This window comes from Escherichia sp. MAL-1 (assembly GCF_052948035.1).
The window spans coordinates 2,579,447-2,594,454 of record NZ_CM129609.1; the positions used below are offsets into that span (position 1 = coordinate 2,579,447).

15 protein-coding genes and 1 pseudogene are annotated in these 15,008 nt (G+C 50.5%); 3 read left to right on the forward strand and 13 right to left on the reverse strand.

Annotated elements, in window-relative coordinates; translation table 11 throughout:
* Window positions 1-3: 3 nt before the first annotated feature.
* The 7 genes from ACU8XX_RS12785 to hicA all read right to left on the reverse strand — a co-directional run bounded on the left by ACU8XX_RS12785 (window position 4) and on the right by hicA (window position 6,274).
* On the reverse strand, window positions 4-798 hold the full coding sequence (locus ACU8XX_RS12785) for an ABC transporter permease (RefSeq protein WP_000555458.1): 795 nt from the start codon (window positions 796-798) through the stop codon (window positions 4-6).
* On the reverse strand, window positions 788-1,729 hold the full coding sequence (locus ACU8XX_RS12790) for an ABC transporter permease (RefSeq protein ID WP_112034129.1): 942 nt from the start codon (window positions 1,727-1,729) through the stop codon (window positions 788-790). Before ACU8XX_RS12790 ends, ACU8XX_RS12785 begins: the two co-directional genes overlap by 11 nt.
* The gene (locus ACU8XX_RS12795) at window positions 1,730-2,743 is read right to left on the reverse strand and encodes an ABC transporter ATP-binding protein (RefSeq protein ID WP_000220399.1); all 1,014 of its coding nucleotides are present in this window, start codon (window positions 2,741-2,743) and stop codon (window positions 1,730-1,732) included.
* Between the two features lie 17 nt (window positions 2,744-2,760).
* Window positions 2,761-3,906 carry a putative ABC transporter substrate-binding protein YdcS gene (ydcS, locus tag ACU8XX_RS12800; RefSeq protein ID WP_000047424.1) on the reverse strand — a complete coding sequence of 382 codons (1,146 nt, stop codon included), beginning with the start codon at window positions 3,904-3,906 and terminating at the stop codon, window positions 2,761-2,763.
* Window positions 3,907-4,150: 244 nt separating this feature from the next.
* Window positions 4,151-5,557, reverse strand: a complete 1,407-nt coding sequence (locus ACU8XX_RS12805) for an aminotransferase-like domain-containing protein (protein WP_000760626.1) — start codon at window positions 5,555-5,557, stop codon at window positions 4,151-4,153.
* A gap of 78 nt (window positions 5,558-5,635) precedes the next feature.
* A complete protein-coding gene (gene hicB, locus ACU8XX_RS12810) occupies window positions 5,636-6,052 on the reverse strand; it encodes a type II toxin-antitoxin system antitoxin HicB (protein ID WP_001270286.1) in 417 nt (138 codons plus the stop codon).
* Between the two features lie 45 nt (window positions 6,053-6,097).
* Window positions 6,098-6,274 carry a type II toxin-antitoxin system mRNA interferase toxin HicA gene (gene hicA, locus ACU8XX_RS12815; protein ID WP_000813794.1) on the reverse strand — a complete coding sequence of 59 codons (177 nt, stop codon included), beginning with the start codon at window positions 6,272-6,274 and terminating at the stop codon, window positions 6,098-6,100.
* Between the two features lie 221 nt (window positions 6,275-6,495).
* On the opposite strand from hicA, the gene ACU8XX_RS12820 reads away from it, so the two are divergent.
* Window positions 6,496-6,726 (forward strand): YncJ family protein, encoded by a 231-nt coding sequence (locus tag ACU8XX_RS12820; RefSeq protein WP_000494244.1) that lies wholly within the window; start codon window positions 6,496-6,498, stop codon window positions 6,724-6,726.
* Window positions 6,727-6,817: 91 nt separating this feature from the next.
* Here ACU8XX_RS12820 and rlhA read toward each other — a convergent pair whose 3' ends face one another.
* Entirely contained in the window at window positions 6,818-8,779 is a 1,962-nt protein-coding gene (rlhA, locus tag ACU8XX_RS12825) for a 23S rRNA 5-hydroxycytidine C2501 synthase (protein ID WP_089640461.1), read from the reverse strand.
* A gap of 72 nt (window positions 8,780-8,851) precedes the next feature.
* Complete coding sequence (gene sutR / locus ACU8XX_RS12830) at window positions 8,852-9,388, reverse strand: DNA-binding transcriptional regulator SutR (protein WP_000429155.1); 537 nt, start codon at window positions 9,386-9,388, stop codon at window positions 8,852-8,854.
* A gap of 52 nt (window positions 9,389-9,440) precedes the next feature.
* Between sutR and ydcO the strand changes: the two genes are divergently transcribed.
* Complete coding sequence (gene ydcO / locus ACU8XX_RS12835; RefSeq protein ID WP_001326689.1) at window positions 9,441-10,655, forward strand: BenE family transporter YdcO; 1,215 nt, start codon at window positions 9,441-9,443, stop codon at window positions 10,653-10,655.
* 39 nt (window positions 10,656-10,694) lie between these two features.
* On the opposite strand, the gene ACU8XX_RS12840 is transcribed toward ydcO, so the two are convergent.
* Entirely contained in the window at window positions 10,695-11,903 is a 1,209-nt protein-coding gene (locus ACU8XX_RS12840) for an RNA-guided endonuclease InsQ/TnpB family protein (RefSeq protein WP_000826416.1), read from the reverse strand.
* A 7-nt stretch (window positions 11,904-11,910) separates the two neighbouring features.
* Between ACU8XX_RS12840 and tnpA the strand changes: the two are divergent.
* Window positions 11,911-12,336: pseudogene (gene tnpA / locus ACU8XX_RS12845) on the forward strand (IS200/IS605 family transposase); the annotation flags it as partial.
* 98 nt (window positions 12,337-12,434) lie between these two features.
* On the opposite strand, the gene ACU8XX_RS12850 reads toward tnpA, so the two are convergent.
* From ACU8XX_RS12850 to tehA, 3 genes are all read right to left on the reverse strand, one after another.
* Window positions 12,435-13,103: a DUF3313 domain-containing protein gene (locus tag ACU8XX_RS12850; protein ID WP_001261013.1), complete on the reverse strand. Its 669-nt coding sequence runs from the start codon at window positions 13,101-13,103 to the stop codon at window positions 12,435-12,437.
* A gap of 302 nt (window positions 13,104-13,405) precedes the next feature.
* Complete coding sequence (gene tehB / locus ACU8XX_RS12855) at window positions 13,406-13,999, reverse strand: tellurite resistance methyltransferase TehB (RefSeq protein WP_000586744.1); 594 nt, start codon at window positions 13,997-13,999, stop codon at window positions 13,406-13,408.
* A complete protein-coding gene (tehA, locus tag ACU8XX_RS12860; protein ID WP_001301046.1) occupies window positions 13,996-14,988 on the reverse strand; it encodes a dicarboxylate transporter/tellurite-resistance protein TehA in 993 nt (330 codons plus the stop codon). Before tehA ends, tehB begins: the two co-directional genes overlap by 4 nt.
* Window positions 14,989-15,008: the final 20 nt, after the last annotated feature.

Below are 15,008 nucleotides of genomic sequence, written 5' to 3' on the forward strand. Positions count from 1 at the left end.
TGGTTATTGACCATTGTCGCCTTCGCGGGTTAGCCACCAGGCCCCCAGGATCGGCAAGGTTGTTACCAACATAACCAGCAGTGCCACCACGTTAGTTACCGGTACATCACGCGGTCGCCCAAGCTGATTGAGCAACCACAACGGTAACGTTCGTTCATGACCTGCCGTAAAGGTCGTAACGATGATTTCATCGAACGACAAGGCAAACGCCAGCATTCCTCCTGCCAGTAACGCCGAACTGAGATTCGGCAACACTACGTAGCGGAAGGTTTGCCAGCCATTGGCCCCAAGATCCATTGACGCCTCAACCAGACTCCAGGAGGTGCGGCGAAAACGGGCGATGACATTGTTAAACACCACAACTACACAAAAAGTCGCATGACCGACCACGATGGTGAAAAATCCCGGCTCCAGATTGATGGTTTTAAAGGCGGTTAATAACGCCAGACCAGTGACAATGCCCGGCAGCGCAATGGGCAGCAGCAGTAACAGCGAAATGGCGTTTTTGCCGAAAAAGTCTCGTCGCCACAGCGCGGCAGCTGCCAGCGTCCCTAACACCAGCGCAATTAATGTCGCCAGCGCCGCCACTTTAAGTGACAGTGTCACGGCATCAAGAATATCACTACGCTGTGCTGCCACGCTAAACCAGCGCAGCGTCAGGCCCTGCGGTGGAAAACTAAACGCCGCATCTTCAGTGTTAAACGCATAGGCGGCGATTATCAGGATGGGAAAATGTAGGAAAACAACGCCGCCCCAGGCCGCCAGTTTGAGGAAAAACGGTGCGCGTTCAGAGTGCATCGAACGCTCCCAGACGTTTCACGAACGCCAGGTACAGTGCGATGAGAATAATCGGCACCAGGGTGAATGCCGCCGCCATCGGCATATTGCCAATCGCCCCCTGCTGGGAATAAACCATATTGCCGATAAAATATCCTGGAGGACCAACCAGCTGCGGGACGATAAAATCGCCCAGTGTGAGTGAGAAGGTAAAGATAGAGCCAGCGGCAATACCCGGGATTGCCAGCGGCAGCACCACATAGCGAAAGGTTTGTCGTGGACGTGCGCCGAGATCAGCCGACGCCTGCAACAATGACGGCGGCAAACGCTCAAGCGCCGCCTGAACGGGCAGGATCATGAACGGCAACCAGATATAGAGAAACACCAGAAAGCGCCCCAGCCCGGAAGTTGACAGCGTATTTCCGCCCACCGCAGGTAATGTAAGGAACGCAGTCAGCAGTGGTTCCAGCCCAAGATGTTGTAAAAACCACTGAGCCACGCCATCTTTTGCCAGCAATAACGTCCAGGCATAGGCTTTAACAATGTAGCTCGCCCACATCGGCAACATTACCGCAATATAAAAAAACGCTTTCATTTTCCCGCTGGTATAGCGCGCCATATACCACGCCATTGGAAAAGCCAGAATGGCGCTGGCGATAGTGACTGCCACAGCCATAGTCAGCGTGCGGAGAATGATGTCGTAATTCGCCGGATTAAACAGCGCACGGATATTCGCCAGCGTCAGTTCCGGCGTTACCGACATGGTGAAATCGTCAAAAGTATAAAATCCCTGCCATAACAGTGTCAGCAGCGAGCCGAAATAGACAATGCCAAACCACATTAGCGGGCCAAGCAGCAGTAAAAACAGCCCCAGCCCCGGATTACGCCAGAAGAAACTGGACACCTTACCCAGACCTGGACGTGAAGGTGATTGCAATACATTCATCGCCATTCACCTCTCCTCAACCAGCGGCACCATCACATCACGCGACCAGGAAACCATCACCTGTTGTCCGGGCGTGAGCGTGGCAGGCAGTTCTTCGCCTGTCATATTGGCCTGACTCACCAGCAGTTTTTCACCGCCGCTCAGTGTCAGTTCAAAACGGGTCGCTGCGCCCTGATATTGCACCGCCTGGATCGTGCCATTAGCCTGCATTTCGCCGGGGATATTGAGACGGATATGTTCCGGTCGCAGGGCGAAGCTTCCCGTCATGCCGCAAAGATTCTCGGCCATTAGCGGATCAAAAACGTTGGATGTCCCGACGAATCCGGCAACAAACGGCGTGCGCGGGCGCATATAGAGATCGCGCGGGGAATCGACCTGCTCAATGCGTCCATTATTGAAAACCGCCACACGATCGGACATCGATAACGCTTCGCCCTGATCGTGGGTAACGAAGATAAAAGTGATACCGAGAGACTGTTGCAGTTTTTTCAGTTCCAGCTGCATCTGCTCACGCAATTTGAGATCCAGTGCGCCGAGCGGTTCATCCAACAGCAATACGCGCGGTTCATTCACCAATGCTCTGGCGATAGCAACCCGCTGGCGCTGACCACCAGAAAGTTGTGACGGTTTACGTTGATGTACAAACCCCAACGCCACTTTCTCCAGCGCCTCTTGCGCCATTGCGTGCCGCTGCTTTTTATTCACGCCTTTGACCATCAGCCCATAGGCGACATTGTCAAGAATCGACATATGCGGAAATAGCGCGTAGTCCTGAAAGACAGTATTCACGTCCCGCTCCCACGGTGGCAGATTGCTGGCGGGTTTACCAAAGATAGAGATAGCCCCGCCGGAAAGCTGTTCGAAGCCAGCAATCAGGCGCAGGCAGGTGGTTTTGCCGGAGCCGGACGGCCCCAGCATAGAGAAGAACTCACCATCTTTTATCGCAATACTGACGCCATCTACTGCGCGCACGTCACCGTACAACCGCGAGACGTTGTCAAACTCCACTGCGTACGTCATAAAGCACCCCAGCGAAGTTAGCGACCGCCCATAATGGCAATGTAATCCTGCGTCCAGCGACTGTAGGGAACAAACTTGCCCCCTTCTGCTATAGGCGTTTTCCAGAAGGCGATTTTGTCGAAATAGTTAAAACCGTTGGTTTCACAACCTTTTTCGCCTAATAACGGACTGGCTTTACACCCTTCCGGCACTACCGGTAACGAGCCAAACCAGGCCGCCACATCGCCCTGCACTTTTGGCGTTAATGACCAGTTCATCCATTTGTAGGCGCAAACCGGATGTTTCGCTTCGCTATGCAGCATGGTGGTATCAGCCCAACCGGTAACACCCTCCTTCGGGAAAACGGTAGCAACAGGCTGGCCTTCGGCTTTCAGGGCGTTGGCCTGATAGGGCCAGGCACTGGAAGCAACCACACCCTCGTTTTTGAAATCGCTCATTTGCACGGTAGTGTCATGCCAGTAGCGATGGATCAAACTGTGTTGAGCGCGCAGCACTTTCAGCACCGCCTGGTACTGTTCTTCGGTGAGTTGATACGGATCGCTGATGCCCAACTGCGGCTGAGTGGCTTTAACGAACAACGCAGCGTCCGCAATGTAGATAGGGCCATCATAAGCCTGAACGCGGCCTTTATTGCTCTTGCCGTCCGGCAGATTTTGCTCAACAAAAACCACTTGCCAGCTATCCGGCGGCGTCGGGAAGGTTTTAGTGTTGTACATCAGCAGGTTCGGCCCCCATTGGTAAGGTGTGCCGTAAACTTTGCCGCCAACATTAAACCAGTCGCCTTTAACCACGCGCGGATCGAGCGTTTTCCAGTTGGGAATCAATGCGGTATTAATCGGCTGCACGCGTTTACCCATAATCAAACGCAGCGAGGCATCGCCGGATGCCGTAACCAGATCGTAACCCCCTTTGGTCATCAGACTGACCATTTCATCGGAAGTCGCGGCGGTTTTCACATTCACCGCGCAGCCTGTCTCTTTTTCGAACTGCGTTACCCAGTCGTATTGTTTATCAGTTTGTCCGCGTTCGATGTATCCCGGCCAGGCGATAATATCCAGTCGCCCTTCCGGTTTATCTAAATTGGTAGGCGGTTCGGCGGCGTGAGCGGTCATTATTGTCATGCTGAGCGCACACAGGCTGCTGCGGGCAAATGTCTTGCTCATAAGGTCTTACTCCTGTCGTAATTAATTGTTCAGCCGCCGTGCCGTAAAAATATCTCCTTGTTTAACCATAGACGGCGGCTTGCAGGCACACCTTCGCCCCTGAGAAAATTTAATCAGGTTGTGAGCTACCGCGCATTATGCCGTCTGTAAGGTTATCTTCTGGAGTATAGTCAAGGAGTTAGGAAATATGACTGCTATTCGAAATTCATATTACCCAATCTAAGAGGAATTAAATTAAACGCTATTACAGCCGTTCTTGAATAAGTTTGCCTAATTGTTTTACCGCCTGTTCTTCACGCTCTCCCCACTGCCACGCGGTATTAAAACGGAAAAAACGTGACCAGTTTTCACCGGTAGAAAACATTTTACCCGGCGCAATACTGATATGATGCGTCAGTGCCGCCAGGCTTAATTCGCCGGCATCTAACGGCTCGGGGAGCTCCAGCCAGAGAAAGTAACCACTGTCATTATGATGAATTTTCACTTCCGCAGGCAGATAACGCAGCAGTGCCTGCCAGGCACGTTGTTTACGTTCCGCAAGCTGGCGACGCAGGCGACGAAGATGGGCGTCGTATCGGCGCGTGGAAAGGTAATCCACCAGCGCAAGTTGCATCGGTGAGCTGGTGGAAAGCGTACTCATCAACTGCAAGCGTTGAATTTTACGTGCATGTTTTCCGGCGGCGACCCAACCAATACGAAAACCAGGCACCAGACATTTCGAAAACGAAGAGCAATGCAAAACGCCATCGTGGCGATCCCACGCTTTCGCAGGCAGCGGTTTTTCCCGTCCAAAATAAAGTTCGCTGTAAACGTCATCTTCAATCAGCGTTACGTTGTACTGATTGAGCAACGCCACCAGTTGTGCTTTTTTTTGCGGCGTTAAGGTAAATCCGAGTGGATTCTGGCTATTAGTCATCAGCCAGCACGCTTTCACCGGATACTCCTGCAACGCCAGTTCCAGCGCCTGAAGATCTATCCCTTCTTTAACATCCGTCGCCACCGATAACGCCTTCAGCCGTAGCCGCTCCAGCGCCTGCAACGCACCGTAGAAACAAGGATTCTCTACTATCACCCAATCGCCCGGTTCAGTTACCGCTTGCAAACTGAGGTTTAATGCCTCTAACGCCCCGGCAGTAATGACAATTTCATCAGGAGAAATGGTGATGCCCTGTAAGGCATAGCGACGAGCAATAGCCTGACGCAGTTCTGCGTTTCCTGGCGGTAAGTTTTCAATCACGCTCATCGCTGTGGCGGTTTTGCTTACCTGCGCCAGCGAGCGGTTTAGTTGTTGGAGGGGGAAAAGTCGCGGGTCGGGAAAGGCCGAGGCAAACGGAACGACCGACGGATCGCGACTGGCCTGCAACATATCAAAAATATAAGTGTTGATATCGACTGCTTCATCTCGAGTGACTGGAATGACTGGCGCTTTCGGCATTTTTATTGCCTGTGGCGCAACGTAATAACCCGACTGCGGTCGTGCGATAATATATCCCTGACTTTCGAGCAACTGATAGGCATGGCTGACAGTCATAAAGCTCATGCCTGAAAGCGCCACCTGGTCACGCAACGAAGGCAAACGATCGCCGGGTTGCCAGATACCCGACGCAATCTGCTCGCGTAATTGTTCTGCAAGCTGCTGGTATTTTTTCATTATCGAATCGTAATTATGTGCAGATGATTCGGCAGTCTATATCAGTTGTTAAAAATGACAACTTTTCGTTAACTGTAATTAAACCATCACCAGCGATAACTCTTTGCCAAGCGCCTTTGCCGCGAGCTGGACGGCGTCGATTTTTGTCGCATGATGCAAGTTAAATAGGCGAGTAATCTCCTGTTTAGGTTTGCCAATTCGCCTGGCTAACTCTTGCTGAGTGATTTCTGACTGTAAAAAAGCATTTAACAGCAATACCTTAGAGGCGACGCTCAAAGGCACTTCAATAAAGTGATCATGACTATTTAATGGCGAAGGTAAAGGGATAAGCTCGTTATCTTCAAAATAAAAATCAAATGCGGTCAGTAAAGCATCTTTTGCCGCTTCCATCGCTTCAGCGACAGTTTCGCCCTGCGTCAACGCTTCAGGGATATCCACAAAAGAAACCATATAACCGCCTTCCGGCGCGGGTGTAAGAGTGACGGGATAACGCATAATTTCGACTGTCCCTCGCATGTCATTAACCTTTTTAATTGGCGATTAACTCAAACCGAGTTGTTTCAGGATTGCTTTACGCAATGGTTCTTTAATCTCATCGCAGGGGTGACGCGGCATGACACTGCGCCTCCCATGAAACCTGAGTTTCAAATGGTTGCTGCCATTCGCTACATCGACGCCCTGAGATTCGAGCCAACGTCTGAACTCGCTTTGTTTCACATCGCCTCCCTGCCGCTGAGTATATCAACAAAGTAAACATTAGTGTTTACCTCCGTGTGTAATTTGCTCGAAAATAGCACTAAATCGCCGCAACGGCAGAATGCCATGCAAAATCAGGAAGGAAGATTCCAGAATTTCTTTGCGCTAATTTGCAAAACTGAATAATAACCTCAAGAAACGATCGGCATCATAGCGGCAAAAGGTAAGAAAAAGGTGGCAGGATGTTTACGAAGGCGTTATCGGTTGTCTTATTAACGTGTGCGCTGTTCTCAGGACAACTCATGGCAGGGCACAAAGGACATGAATTTGTGTGGGTAAAGAATGTGGATCATCAGCTGCGTCATGAAGCGGACAGCGATGAATTGCGTGCTGTGGCGGAAGAGTCGGCGGAAGGTTTGCGCGAGCATTTTTACTGGCAAAAATCGCGCAAACCAGAAGCGGGACAACGTTGAGTCATTTGTTGCCGGATGCGGCGTGACGCCTTACCCGGCAGGCAATATCATGCAGATTCAATGAGTTGTGAGTAACCAGAAAACTGGCGTTTTACCCTTTTCGCTTAGGCAATGTTTTCAGCAGCTCATCCGGACTTACGGATGCCACTACGCTTCCCGGTAACGGCATTTTCAGTATGTGATTATTGATTTTGCCAATGACGTGCATCTCGCATGGGCGGCAATCAAACTTTAGCGTTAATACTTCATCGCCGTTAACCAGTTGCATTGGCGTCGCCTTCCAGCTTTTGATATTGCCTTTCGCCTGTTTCGGGCACAGATTAAAGGCAAAGCGCAGACAATGCTTGGTGATCATCACCGGGACTTCGCCCTTCTCTTCATGTGCTTCATACGCCGCGTCAATCAGCTGCACACCATAGCGATGATAAAATTCACGCGCTTTCTGGTTGTATACGTTCGCGAGGAAACTCAGATGCGTTTGCGGATAAACCGGCGCAGGATCAGCAACCGGTTTACGGCTGCCGCGCTGGTAACTGGCAAGACGCGCAGCATCCAGCATGTCAGCAGCTTCACGGCGGAACTGGTTTAACAGACTGTTTGGTACAAACAGCGCCCCCGGCAAATTAATTTGCACATCGCGGGCGTAATAGAGGGTTTGCCCCAGTTTTGCCAGACCATCCTTCAGATTGTTCATTGCTTTTTCGGCGTTATTGGCTTCGTCGAACTGCCCGTCCAGCGTATGCGTGATGCTGACACCCTCTTCACTGGTGAGGGTCAGAATCAGTTGTTCCTGCCAGCCGCCCAGTTCAATGTCTACCGCCACCCGACGTTCGCTGGAGGTTTTTGTCAGTGCCTGCTGCCAGTTATGATCAAGATTACGGTTTAGTGGGTGATGTGGACGAATTTTGTGCAAATCTGCTGGCATTTCATTGGGCCAGACGCGGTACTGATTTTCTCCGGTTTTCTCGACCGTATTGGCACGAAAACCGACGACTTCACGTTTAATCAACACGTTCAGGCCATCGCCATTTGCCAGTGGCTCGGTAACGGCAACATCGAGATGATCTTTCGCCACTTTCAATACTTCGCCTACCGGCAGGCCGATAAATTTCGGCGAATCGAACGCGCCAATATCGCCTTTACGGGCATTCACAAAATAATCTGTGCTACCACGGTGGAAAGTCTTTTCCGTCGATGGAACAAAGAAATGTTCAGTACGACCTGATGAAGCGCGCGCCAGATCGCCACGTTCTTCAATAATGGCATCAAGCATCTGGCGATAATGGGCGGTGATATTCTTCACGTAGCTCATATCTTTGTAACGCCCTTCAATCTTGAAGGAGCGTACACCAGCATCAATCAGCGCGCCGAGGTTGGCAGTCTGATCGTTATCTTTCATCGACAGCAGATGTTTTTCATAGGAAACCACCCGCCCCTGATCGTCTTTCAATGTGTATGGCAAACGGCACGCCTGCGAGCAATCGCCACGGTTGGCGCTACGCCCTGTTTGCGCATGAGAAATGTAGCACTGACCCGAATAGGCCACGCACAGTGCCCCATGAATAAAGAATTCAATGGTCGCGTCCGTAGCCTGGTGAATCGCGCGGATCTGATCAAGATTCAGCTCTCGCGCCAGCACAATCTGCGTGAAGCCAACATCAGAGAGGAACTTCGCTTTTTCAACTGTACGAATGTCGCACTGCGTACTGGCGTGCAGTTCAATCGGCGGAATATCAAGTTCCAGAATCCCCATATCCTGAACAATCAGCGCATCGACACCGGTCTGGTAGAGGTCAGTAATCAGCCGTTGCGCGGGTTCCAGCTCATCATCATGCAAAATGGTGTTAAGCGTGACGAAAATTTTTGCACCATAACGATGGGCAAACGGCACCAGCTCGGCAATATCTTTCAAGCTATTACTGGCATTATGACGGGCACCAAAACCAGGGCCGCCGATATAAACAGCATCGGCACCGTGCAAAATAGCTTCGCGGGCAATGGCGGCATCGCGTGCCGGGCTTAACAGTTCAAGTCGATGAGAAGATACGGTCACATTCTTATCCAGTAGCTGAAAAATGGCGGCTATTTTAGCCACAAGCGCGACGTTGCGAAATAGTTTTCCCGCTTAACTGCGCGGGTAATGGATGAGGGAATGAAAATGTACGGTTTGCTCCCCACCATTACGATAGATATGCGTGACGTCTGCAGCAAATCGAACGCCTTCCCCACAATTAAGGGTCTGCCATTCCCCATCAACGCACAGATCAAGTTGTCCATCAATGACGACGACATGTTCGATTACCCCCTTCTCATGGGGCGTCGATTCGCTTATTGCACCAGATGCCATCTGAATCGAGAAGTGTTCAAAGCAGAGTTGTGGATCATAAGGAAACAGCGAAGTGATCACCATCGCCTGCTGTTGTGGATCATAAACTGAAGGCGTAGCGGACTGCGGCGGAGAAATAAATGTTGAAAATGGTACGTTCAACCCGGTGGCAATTTTCCATAATGTCGCGACCGTCGGACTGGACTCATTACGCTCAATCTGCCCTAACATTGCTTTAGAAACGCCCGTCGCTTCTGCCAGTCGCGAAAGACTCCAGCCGCGCTGCTGGCGTAGTTGTTTAAGTGTGGTGGATAAAAAGCGAGCGAGATTTTCCATGCGACTCCTCCGGCAAAACGGAAGTTTATCACTTGTGCGTTATAACGGACAAATGCTACGGTGCCTGTACGCTATAACGCACGAGGTGACTATGCGTCTGTTTTCTATTCCTCCACCCACGCTACTGGCGGGGTTTCTGGCGGTATTAATTGGCTACGCCAGTTCAGCGGCAATAATCTGGCAAGCAGCGATTGTCGCCGGAGCCACCACTGCACAAATCTCTGGCTGGATGACGGCGCTGGGGCTGGCAATGGGCGTCAGTACGCTGACTCTGACATTATGGTATCGCGTACCTGTTCTCACCGCATGGTCAACGCCTGGCGCGGCTTTGTTGGTCACCGGATTGCAGGGACTAACACTTAACGAAGCCATCGGCGTTTTTATTGTCACCAACGCGCTAATAGTCCTCTGCGGCATAACGGGACTCTTTGCTCGTCTGATGCGCATTATTCCGCACTCGCTTGCGGCGGCAATGCTTGCCGGGATTTTATTACGCTTTGGTTTACAGGCGTTTGCCAGTCTGGACGGTCAATTTACGTTGTGTGGAAGTATGTTGCTGGTATGGCTGGCAACCAAGGCCGTTGCGCCGCGCTATGCGGTAATTGCCGCGATGATTATTGGGATCGTGATCGTCATCGCGCAAGGTGACGTTGTCACAACTGATGTTGTCTTTAAACCCGTTCTCCCCACTTATATTACCCCTGATTTTTCGTTTGCTCACAGCCTGAGCGTTGCACTCCCCCTTTTTCTGGTGACGATGGCATCGCAAAACGCACCGGGTATCGCAGCAATGAAAGCAGCTGGATATTCGGCTCCTGTTTCGCCATTAATTGTATTTACTGGATTGCTGGCACTGGTTTTTTCCCCTTTCGGCGTTTATTCCGTCGGTATTGCGGCAATCACCGCGGCTATTTGCCAAAGCCCGGAAGCGCATCCGGATAAAGATCAACGTTGGCTGGCCGCTGCCGTTGCAGGCATTTTCTATTTGCTCGCAGGTCTGTTTGGTAGTGCCATTACCGGGATGATGGCTGCCCTGCCCGTAAGTTGGATCCAGATGCTGGCAGGTCTGGCGCTGTTAAGTACCATCGGCGGCAGTTTGTATCAGGCGCTGCATAATGAGCGTGAGCGAGACGCGGCGGTGGTGGCATTTCTGGTAACGGCAAGTGGATTGACGCTGGTCGGGATTGGTTCTGCGTTTTGGGGATTAATTGCCGGAGGCGTTTGTTACGTGGTGTTGAATTTAATCGCTGACAGAAACCGATATTGACATCCTCCACGCCCTGAAGGACGTGGATCCCTGCTACGTTCAGGCTGTCGCCTGAATCATTTCGGTGGGTTCCTGCTTCAACGGGCGGCCTGACTGCACCATCTCTCCACAGGCAAGAACGGCGTGCCCCGCCGCTAAAATGTTGCGAGCGCCATTTACATCGGCGTTCGCTGTATATCCACATACCTGGCATCTGAATTTACTTTGTGACAGGCGGTTCTCTTTCGCTGTATGACCACAGTACGCGCAACGCTGGCTTGTATACGCTGGCGGAACAGCAAGCACCTGACCGCCACGCCAGAGCTGCTTGTACGCAAGCTGGCGGCGCATTTCATACCAGCCCTGATCCAGTATCGAACGGTTTAAACCTGATTTTGCCCGGACATTGCGCCCCGGCTGGCTGACCGTACCCGCTGCTGACTTTGACATGTTGCTGACCTTCAAATCCTCAATGACTATCATTGCGTGGTTTTTGCTGACGGCCGTTGTGACTTTGTGAAGGTAGTCCCTGCGGATATTTGCGATACAGGAATGCAGTCGCTGTATTTTGCGTTTCTGCTTTTGCCAGTTGTTGCTGAATTTGACCTTGCGGCTTAACTGTCGCTGAAGTCTCGCCAGCTTCTTCTGGTTTTTCTGAAAACTGTTTACAGGCTCAAAGACTGTGCCATCTGACAGCGTGGCGAGTTTAGCCACGCCAGCATCCAGCCCGACCATTGATGCTGAAGGGTGAACCGGAGTTGATACTTCACTTTCTGTCTGAATACTGATGTACCACTTACCGCAGGACTGGCTGACAGTGACATTTTTCACAACACCCGTGACCTGACGGCTGTTCCGGTAGCGCATCCAGCCCAGTTTCGGCAGAAAAATACGGCTGTTTTCCTGATCGAGCTTAACGCCCTGCGGGTAGCGGAATGCATCATTCTGTCCCCGCTTTTTGAATCGGGGAAAAGCAGCCCGCTTCCGGAAGAAGTTTTTGTAAGCCCGCTCAAGGTCTTTCAGTGACTGTTGCAATGGCTGTGAGGGAGAATCTTTAAGCCATTGCGTTTCAGTGGCATTTTTCCACTCAACCAGCCAGGAAGCCATTTTCCCGTAAGGGATGTATTTATTACCGGCCTCATGATTCTCATTCTGACGTGCCAGAGCACGATTGAAAACGAAACGACATGCGCCTGCGAAGCGCCTCATTTCACACTCCTGTTGACCACCTGGTCTTAACTGGAATTTAAATGCCTGTAATCGTTTCACAGGTCAAATGATACTTTGGTCTGTGAAAAAAGAAACCGATATCCGGCGTGGAAGGCATTGTGTTTTCCTGATGCATGTTCACCTGGTCTTTGTCACCAGATACCGACGCCAGATTTTTGACCATGACGCGACAGAAAAACTACGCACTTACTTTTCAAATGTATGTGCTGATTTTGAAGCTGAACTGGTTGAAATGGATGGCGAACCAGATCACGTCCATTTGTTAATTAACTATCCTCCCAAACTGGCGATATCCAGTCTGGTAAACAGCCTCAAAGGCGTATCGGGTAGGTGACTGCGACGAGATCGACCAGATATTGCAGTCAGGTATTACTACAAAGGCGTTTTGTGGAGTCCTGGCTATTTTGCCAGTAGCTGCGGAGGTGCGCCAATATCCGTCATCCGCCAATACATTGAACAACAGCAAACACCTGGTCAGGTGGAAAACCGCGCCTTATATCCCCGCCCTGAAGGATGGGGTTTTACGGCGCACCGGATAAAAAGCGCCATCTAACGATGGCGCGTCTGGAACTACTTTTTGTTAACGTCAAACATGGTGGCATCGGTCGCCATGTCATCAATAACTTGTTTAATATTTTCGAAAGCCATTGGCGTACTTTCGTTATTCAGGTCTTTACCTTCGCCCTGACGAACGACTTTGATAACCGGTTTATTAGTCGCTGCATCAATCAGCTCACCTTCAAAATAGAGGCGAGTATCCATGGTACGGTGGCCTGTAGCCATTTGCGTCCCCGCAACCACTAATGCAACAGGAACCACTTCATAGAATTGCAGCCCTTCTTTGCTGGTATCTACACCGGTAATGGCCCCACGGAAAATCAGACTACGCGGCCCAGCGGTGGTAACCAGTGGTTTACGCTGCGCTATCGCTTCTTTCATTTCGGTGTTGGTATAGTTCAAAATTTTATCCAGAACTTTCTGCCCTACCTGGGTCGACGGTTTCGGTACCGGATAATAAGTGATTGGGTTCCAGACGATGCTGTCATATTTGCTTTGATCAAAACTCGGGTCTACCCAACGTAAAACAGGTTTACCTGTAGCCGAGGTTGTTTCTTTTAAATCAGAGTAATTGTTTAAAAAACCAGAATATTTATCTGGCTGGGTGATTTTAGAGGCACAACCAGACAGAGCCAATAAGCCGCATAAAGCTGCAACTTTCGCAAATGATGTGGTACGCATGAATAGTTTCCTGAGATGATTATATTACTTTCTAAGTTATAGCAAAAAGCGCCGCTTCGTGTTGTGGCAAAAAAAGTGTTGGTGAAAATAAATTTTTCAGCCCCTTTTCAGACGACATAGTCAATGCCGAAAAAGGGGCTAAGTCAATCATCAGTAGTTAAATTTCAGTAAGTTAAGCTGCTAAAAAACTTCGACTACTGTGATTAATTTCACATCCCTTCGATAAAAAATATGCTTACCGAAAAGAAGAACAGTAAACTATCTCAGCGTGGGGAATTTTCACGCGCTTTGTTCTTACCGGGTCATTTTTTACGTGCCAGCATCGTGGCGAAACGCAGTTTAATACGATTACCGTTGGCGTCGGTGCGGTGCAGCTCGCCGACGTCTTCATTGTATTTCACCATCTCCCAGCCTTCGTAATATCGACGTAATTCTCTCTCTTTGAAGGCAAACGGGAAGCCGACGGTACATGGATAATCAGCGCTATCCATCGCCGCCACAATCAGGTTGTAACCGCCAGGTTTCGTGCAACGTTGCATATTGGCAATCAGCCCTGGGATGGTTTTAGCCTCAAGGAACATCAGCACCACAGTCGAAAGAATAAAATCGTACTGTCCAGCAAATGTGAGGTTATTCAGATCAACGACCCGAGTGTGTAAATTATCCAGATTTTCAATAGATTTAATGCGCTCGACGTTGGCGATACTCATGGCATTTTTATCCCATGCGTCAACATCATAACCATTGGCTGCCAGGTAAAGACTGTTACGACCATTGCCACAGCCCAGATCCAGCGTTTTACCCGGTTTAACCACTTTCACCGCTTCCATTACTTCAGAGTGTGTGCGGGTTAATTCATATTTATCAGTAAAATAGTTTTCGTCACGAATGATCATTCTTTGTCCTCTGCTTTCATTAAAACGGCGCGCTCGGTTCTGACTAACAATTTTCCCTGCATCAGAAGCGCAAAAGTACGGATGAGCAGTATTGCAATAATAAAATTGGTAAAGATAAACAGCGGCACCGCCAGCGTATGGAAAAATCCATTATCGCTGCCACTCCCCAGATGCAAACCGGTGGTTGCCAGTGCAGATACGCCGAACGAGAAACTCCAGAATGAAGCATTAAATGGCTGGGAGAGATACCATGGCATCAGACGTAGCATAAACAGCAGTTGCAGCAGTCCATAACCGAAAAGCATTTTCGCCAGCGTGTCACCCTCGCCGCCGTTGACGCTCAGCCAGGCACTACAGGCCACCAGCGCAGGAGCGAGCTGAATGCCGAGTGATGTCCGCAGTGCCGTGGGTAATTCTCCCGAACTACGCAGACGCTGCAAGATCACCGGTTCAAGGCTTAGCCATGAGAAAACGCCTGCGCCTAAAAACACCAGACCGGCGTCGGTGTAGCCCAACGCACCACAGGCCATTGCGCTGATAAAGTTGTTGGCAACTGTCGGCAGATACAGTCCAGGCGTGGTAGCTTCTTCAGGGTGAGATCCGCGCCATAATCCCGCAGTTTGCCAGGCGGCATAAGCCAACTGAACCACGACACCAAAGCTGAACAGGCACACCGCCAGTGGGCGAAACCACGGAACAAAACCAATCGCCACCAGCATCGTCGTTGCCGGAAACAAACTCACAAAACTGCTCAGCACTGGATGGCGAACTTCCGCCAGCACGCTATGCGGAAAGCGTATGAGTCGGGCAATAAATGCGCTAGTCAATAATCCCCAGATGATCATCGCCAGAATCACCAGCCCATCCCCTAACCAGTGGCTGACCTGCCAAACCTGGCTGGCATAGCGCCAGGCAAATCCCATCCCTATCGTCCCCAACACAATACCAAAGTAGCCTGCCGGCAAATTGAGCACTTTATCGCTCTGCATCTTCTTACTCATTTTGTTTA

Bases quoted from the DNA above. Each gene is read 5' to 3' on its own strand.
- hicB (WP_001270286.1), bottom strand. From the start codon at position 6,052: ATGCGTTATCCCGTCACTCTTACACCCGCGCCGGAAGGCGGTTATATG.
- ACU8XX_RS12850 (WP_001261013.1), bottom strand. From the start codon at position 13,103: ATGCGTACCACATCATTTGCGAAAGTTGCAGCTTTATGCGGCTTATTG.
- ydcS (WP_000047424.1), bottom strand. From the start codon at position 3,906: ATGAGCAAGACATTTGCCCGCAGCAGCCTGTGTGCGCTCAGCATGACA.
- ACU8XX_RS12820 (WP_000494244.1), top strand. From the start codon at position 6,496: ATGTTTACGAAGGCGTTATCGGTTGTCTTATTAACGTGTGCGCTGTTC.
- ACU8XX_RS12790 (WP_112034129.1), bottom strand. From the start codon at position 1,729: ATGGCGATGAATGTATTGCAATCACCTTCACGTCCAGGTCTGGGTAAG.
- ACU8XX_RS12785 (WP_000555458.1), bottom strand. From the start codon at position 798: ATGCACTCTGAACGCGCACCGTTTTTCCTCAAACTGGCGGCCTGGGGC.
- ACU8XX_RS12805 (WP_000760626.1), bottom strand. From the start codon at position 5,557: ATGAAAAAATACCAGCAGCTTGCAGAACAATTACGCGAGCAGATTGCG.
- ACU8XX_RS12795 (WP_000220399.1), bottom strand. From the start codon at position 2,743: ATGACGTACGCAGTGGAGTTTGACAACGTCTCGCGGTTGTACGGTGAC.
- tehA (WP_001301046.1), bottom strand. From the start codon at position 14,988: ATGCAGAGCGATAAAGTGCTCAATTTGCCGGCAGGCTACTTTGGTATT.
- sutR (WP_000429155.1), bottom strand. From the start codon at position 9,388: ATGGAAAATCTCGCTCGCTTTTTATCCACCACACTTAAACAACTACGC.
- tehB (WP_000586744.1), bottom strand. From the start codon at position 13,999: ATGATCATTCGTGACGAAAACTATTTTACTGATAAATATGAATTAACC.
- ydcO (WP_001326689.1), top strand. From the start codon at position 9,441: ATGCTACGGTGCCTGTACGCTATAACGCACGAGGTGACTATGCGTCTG.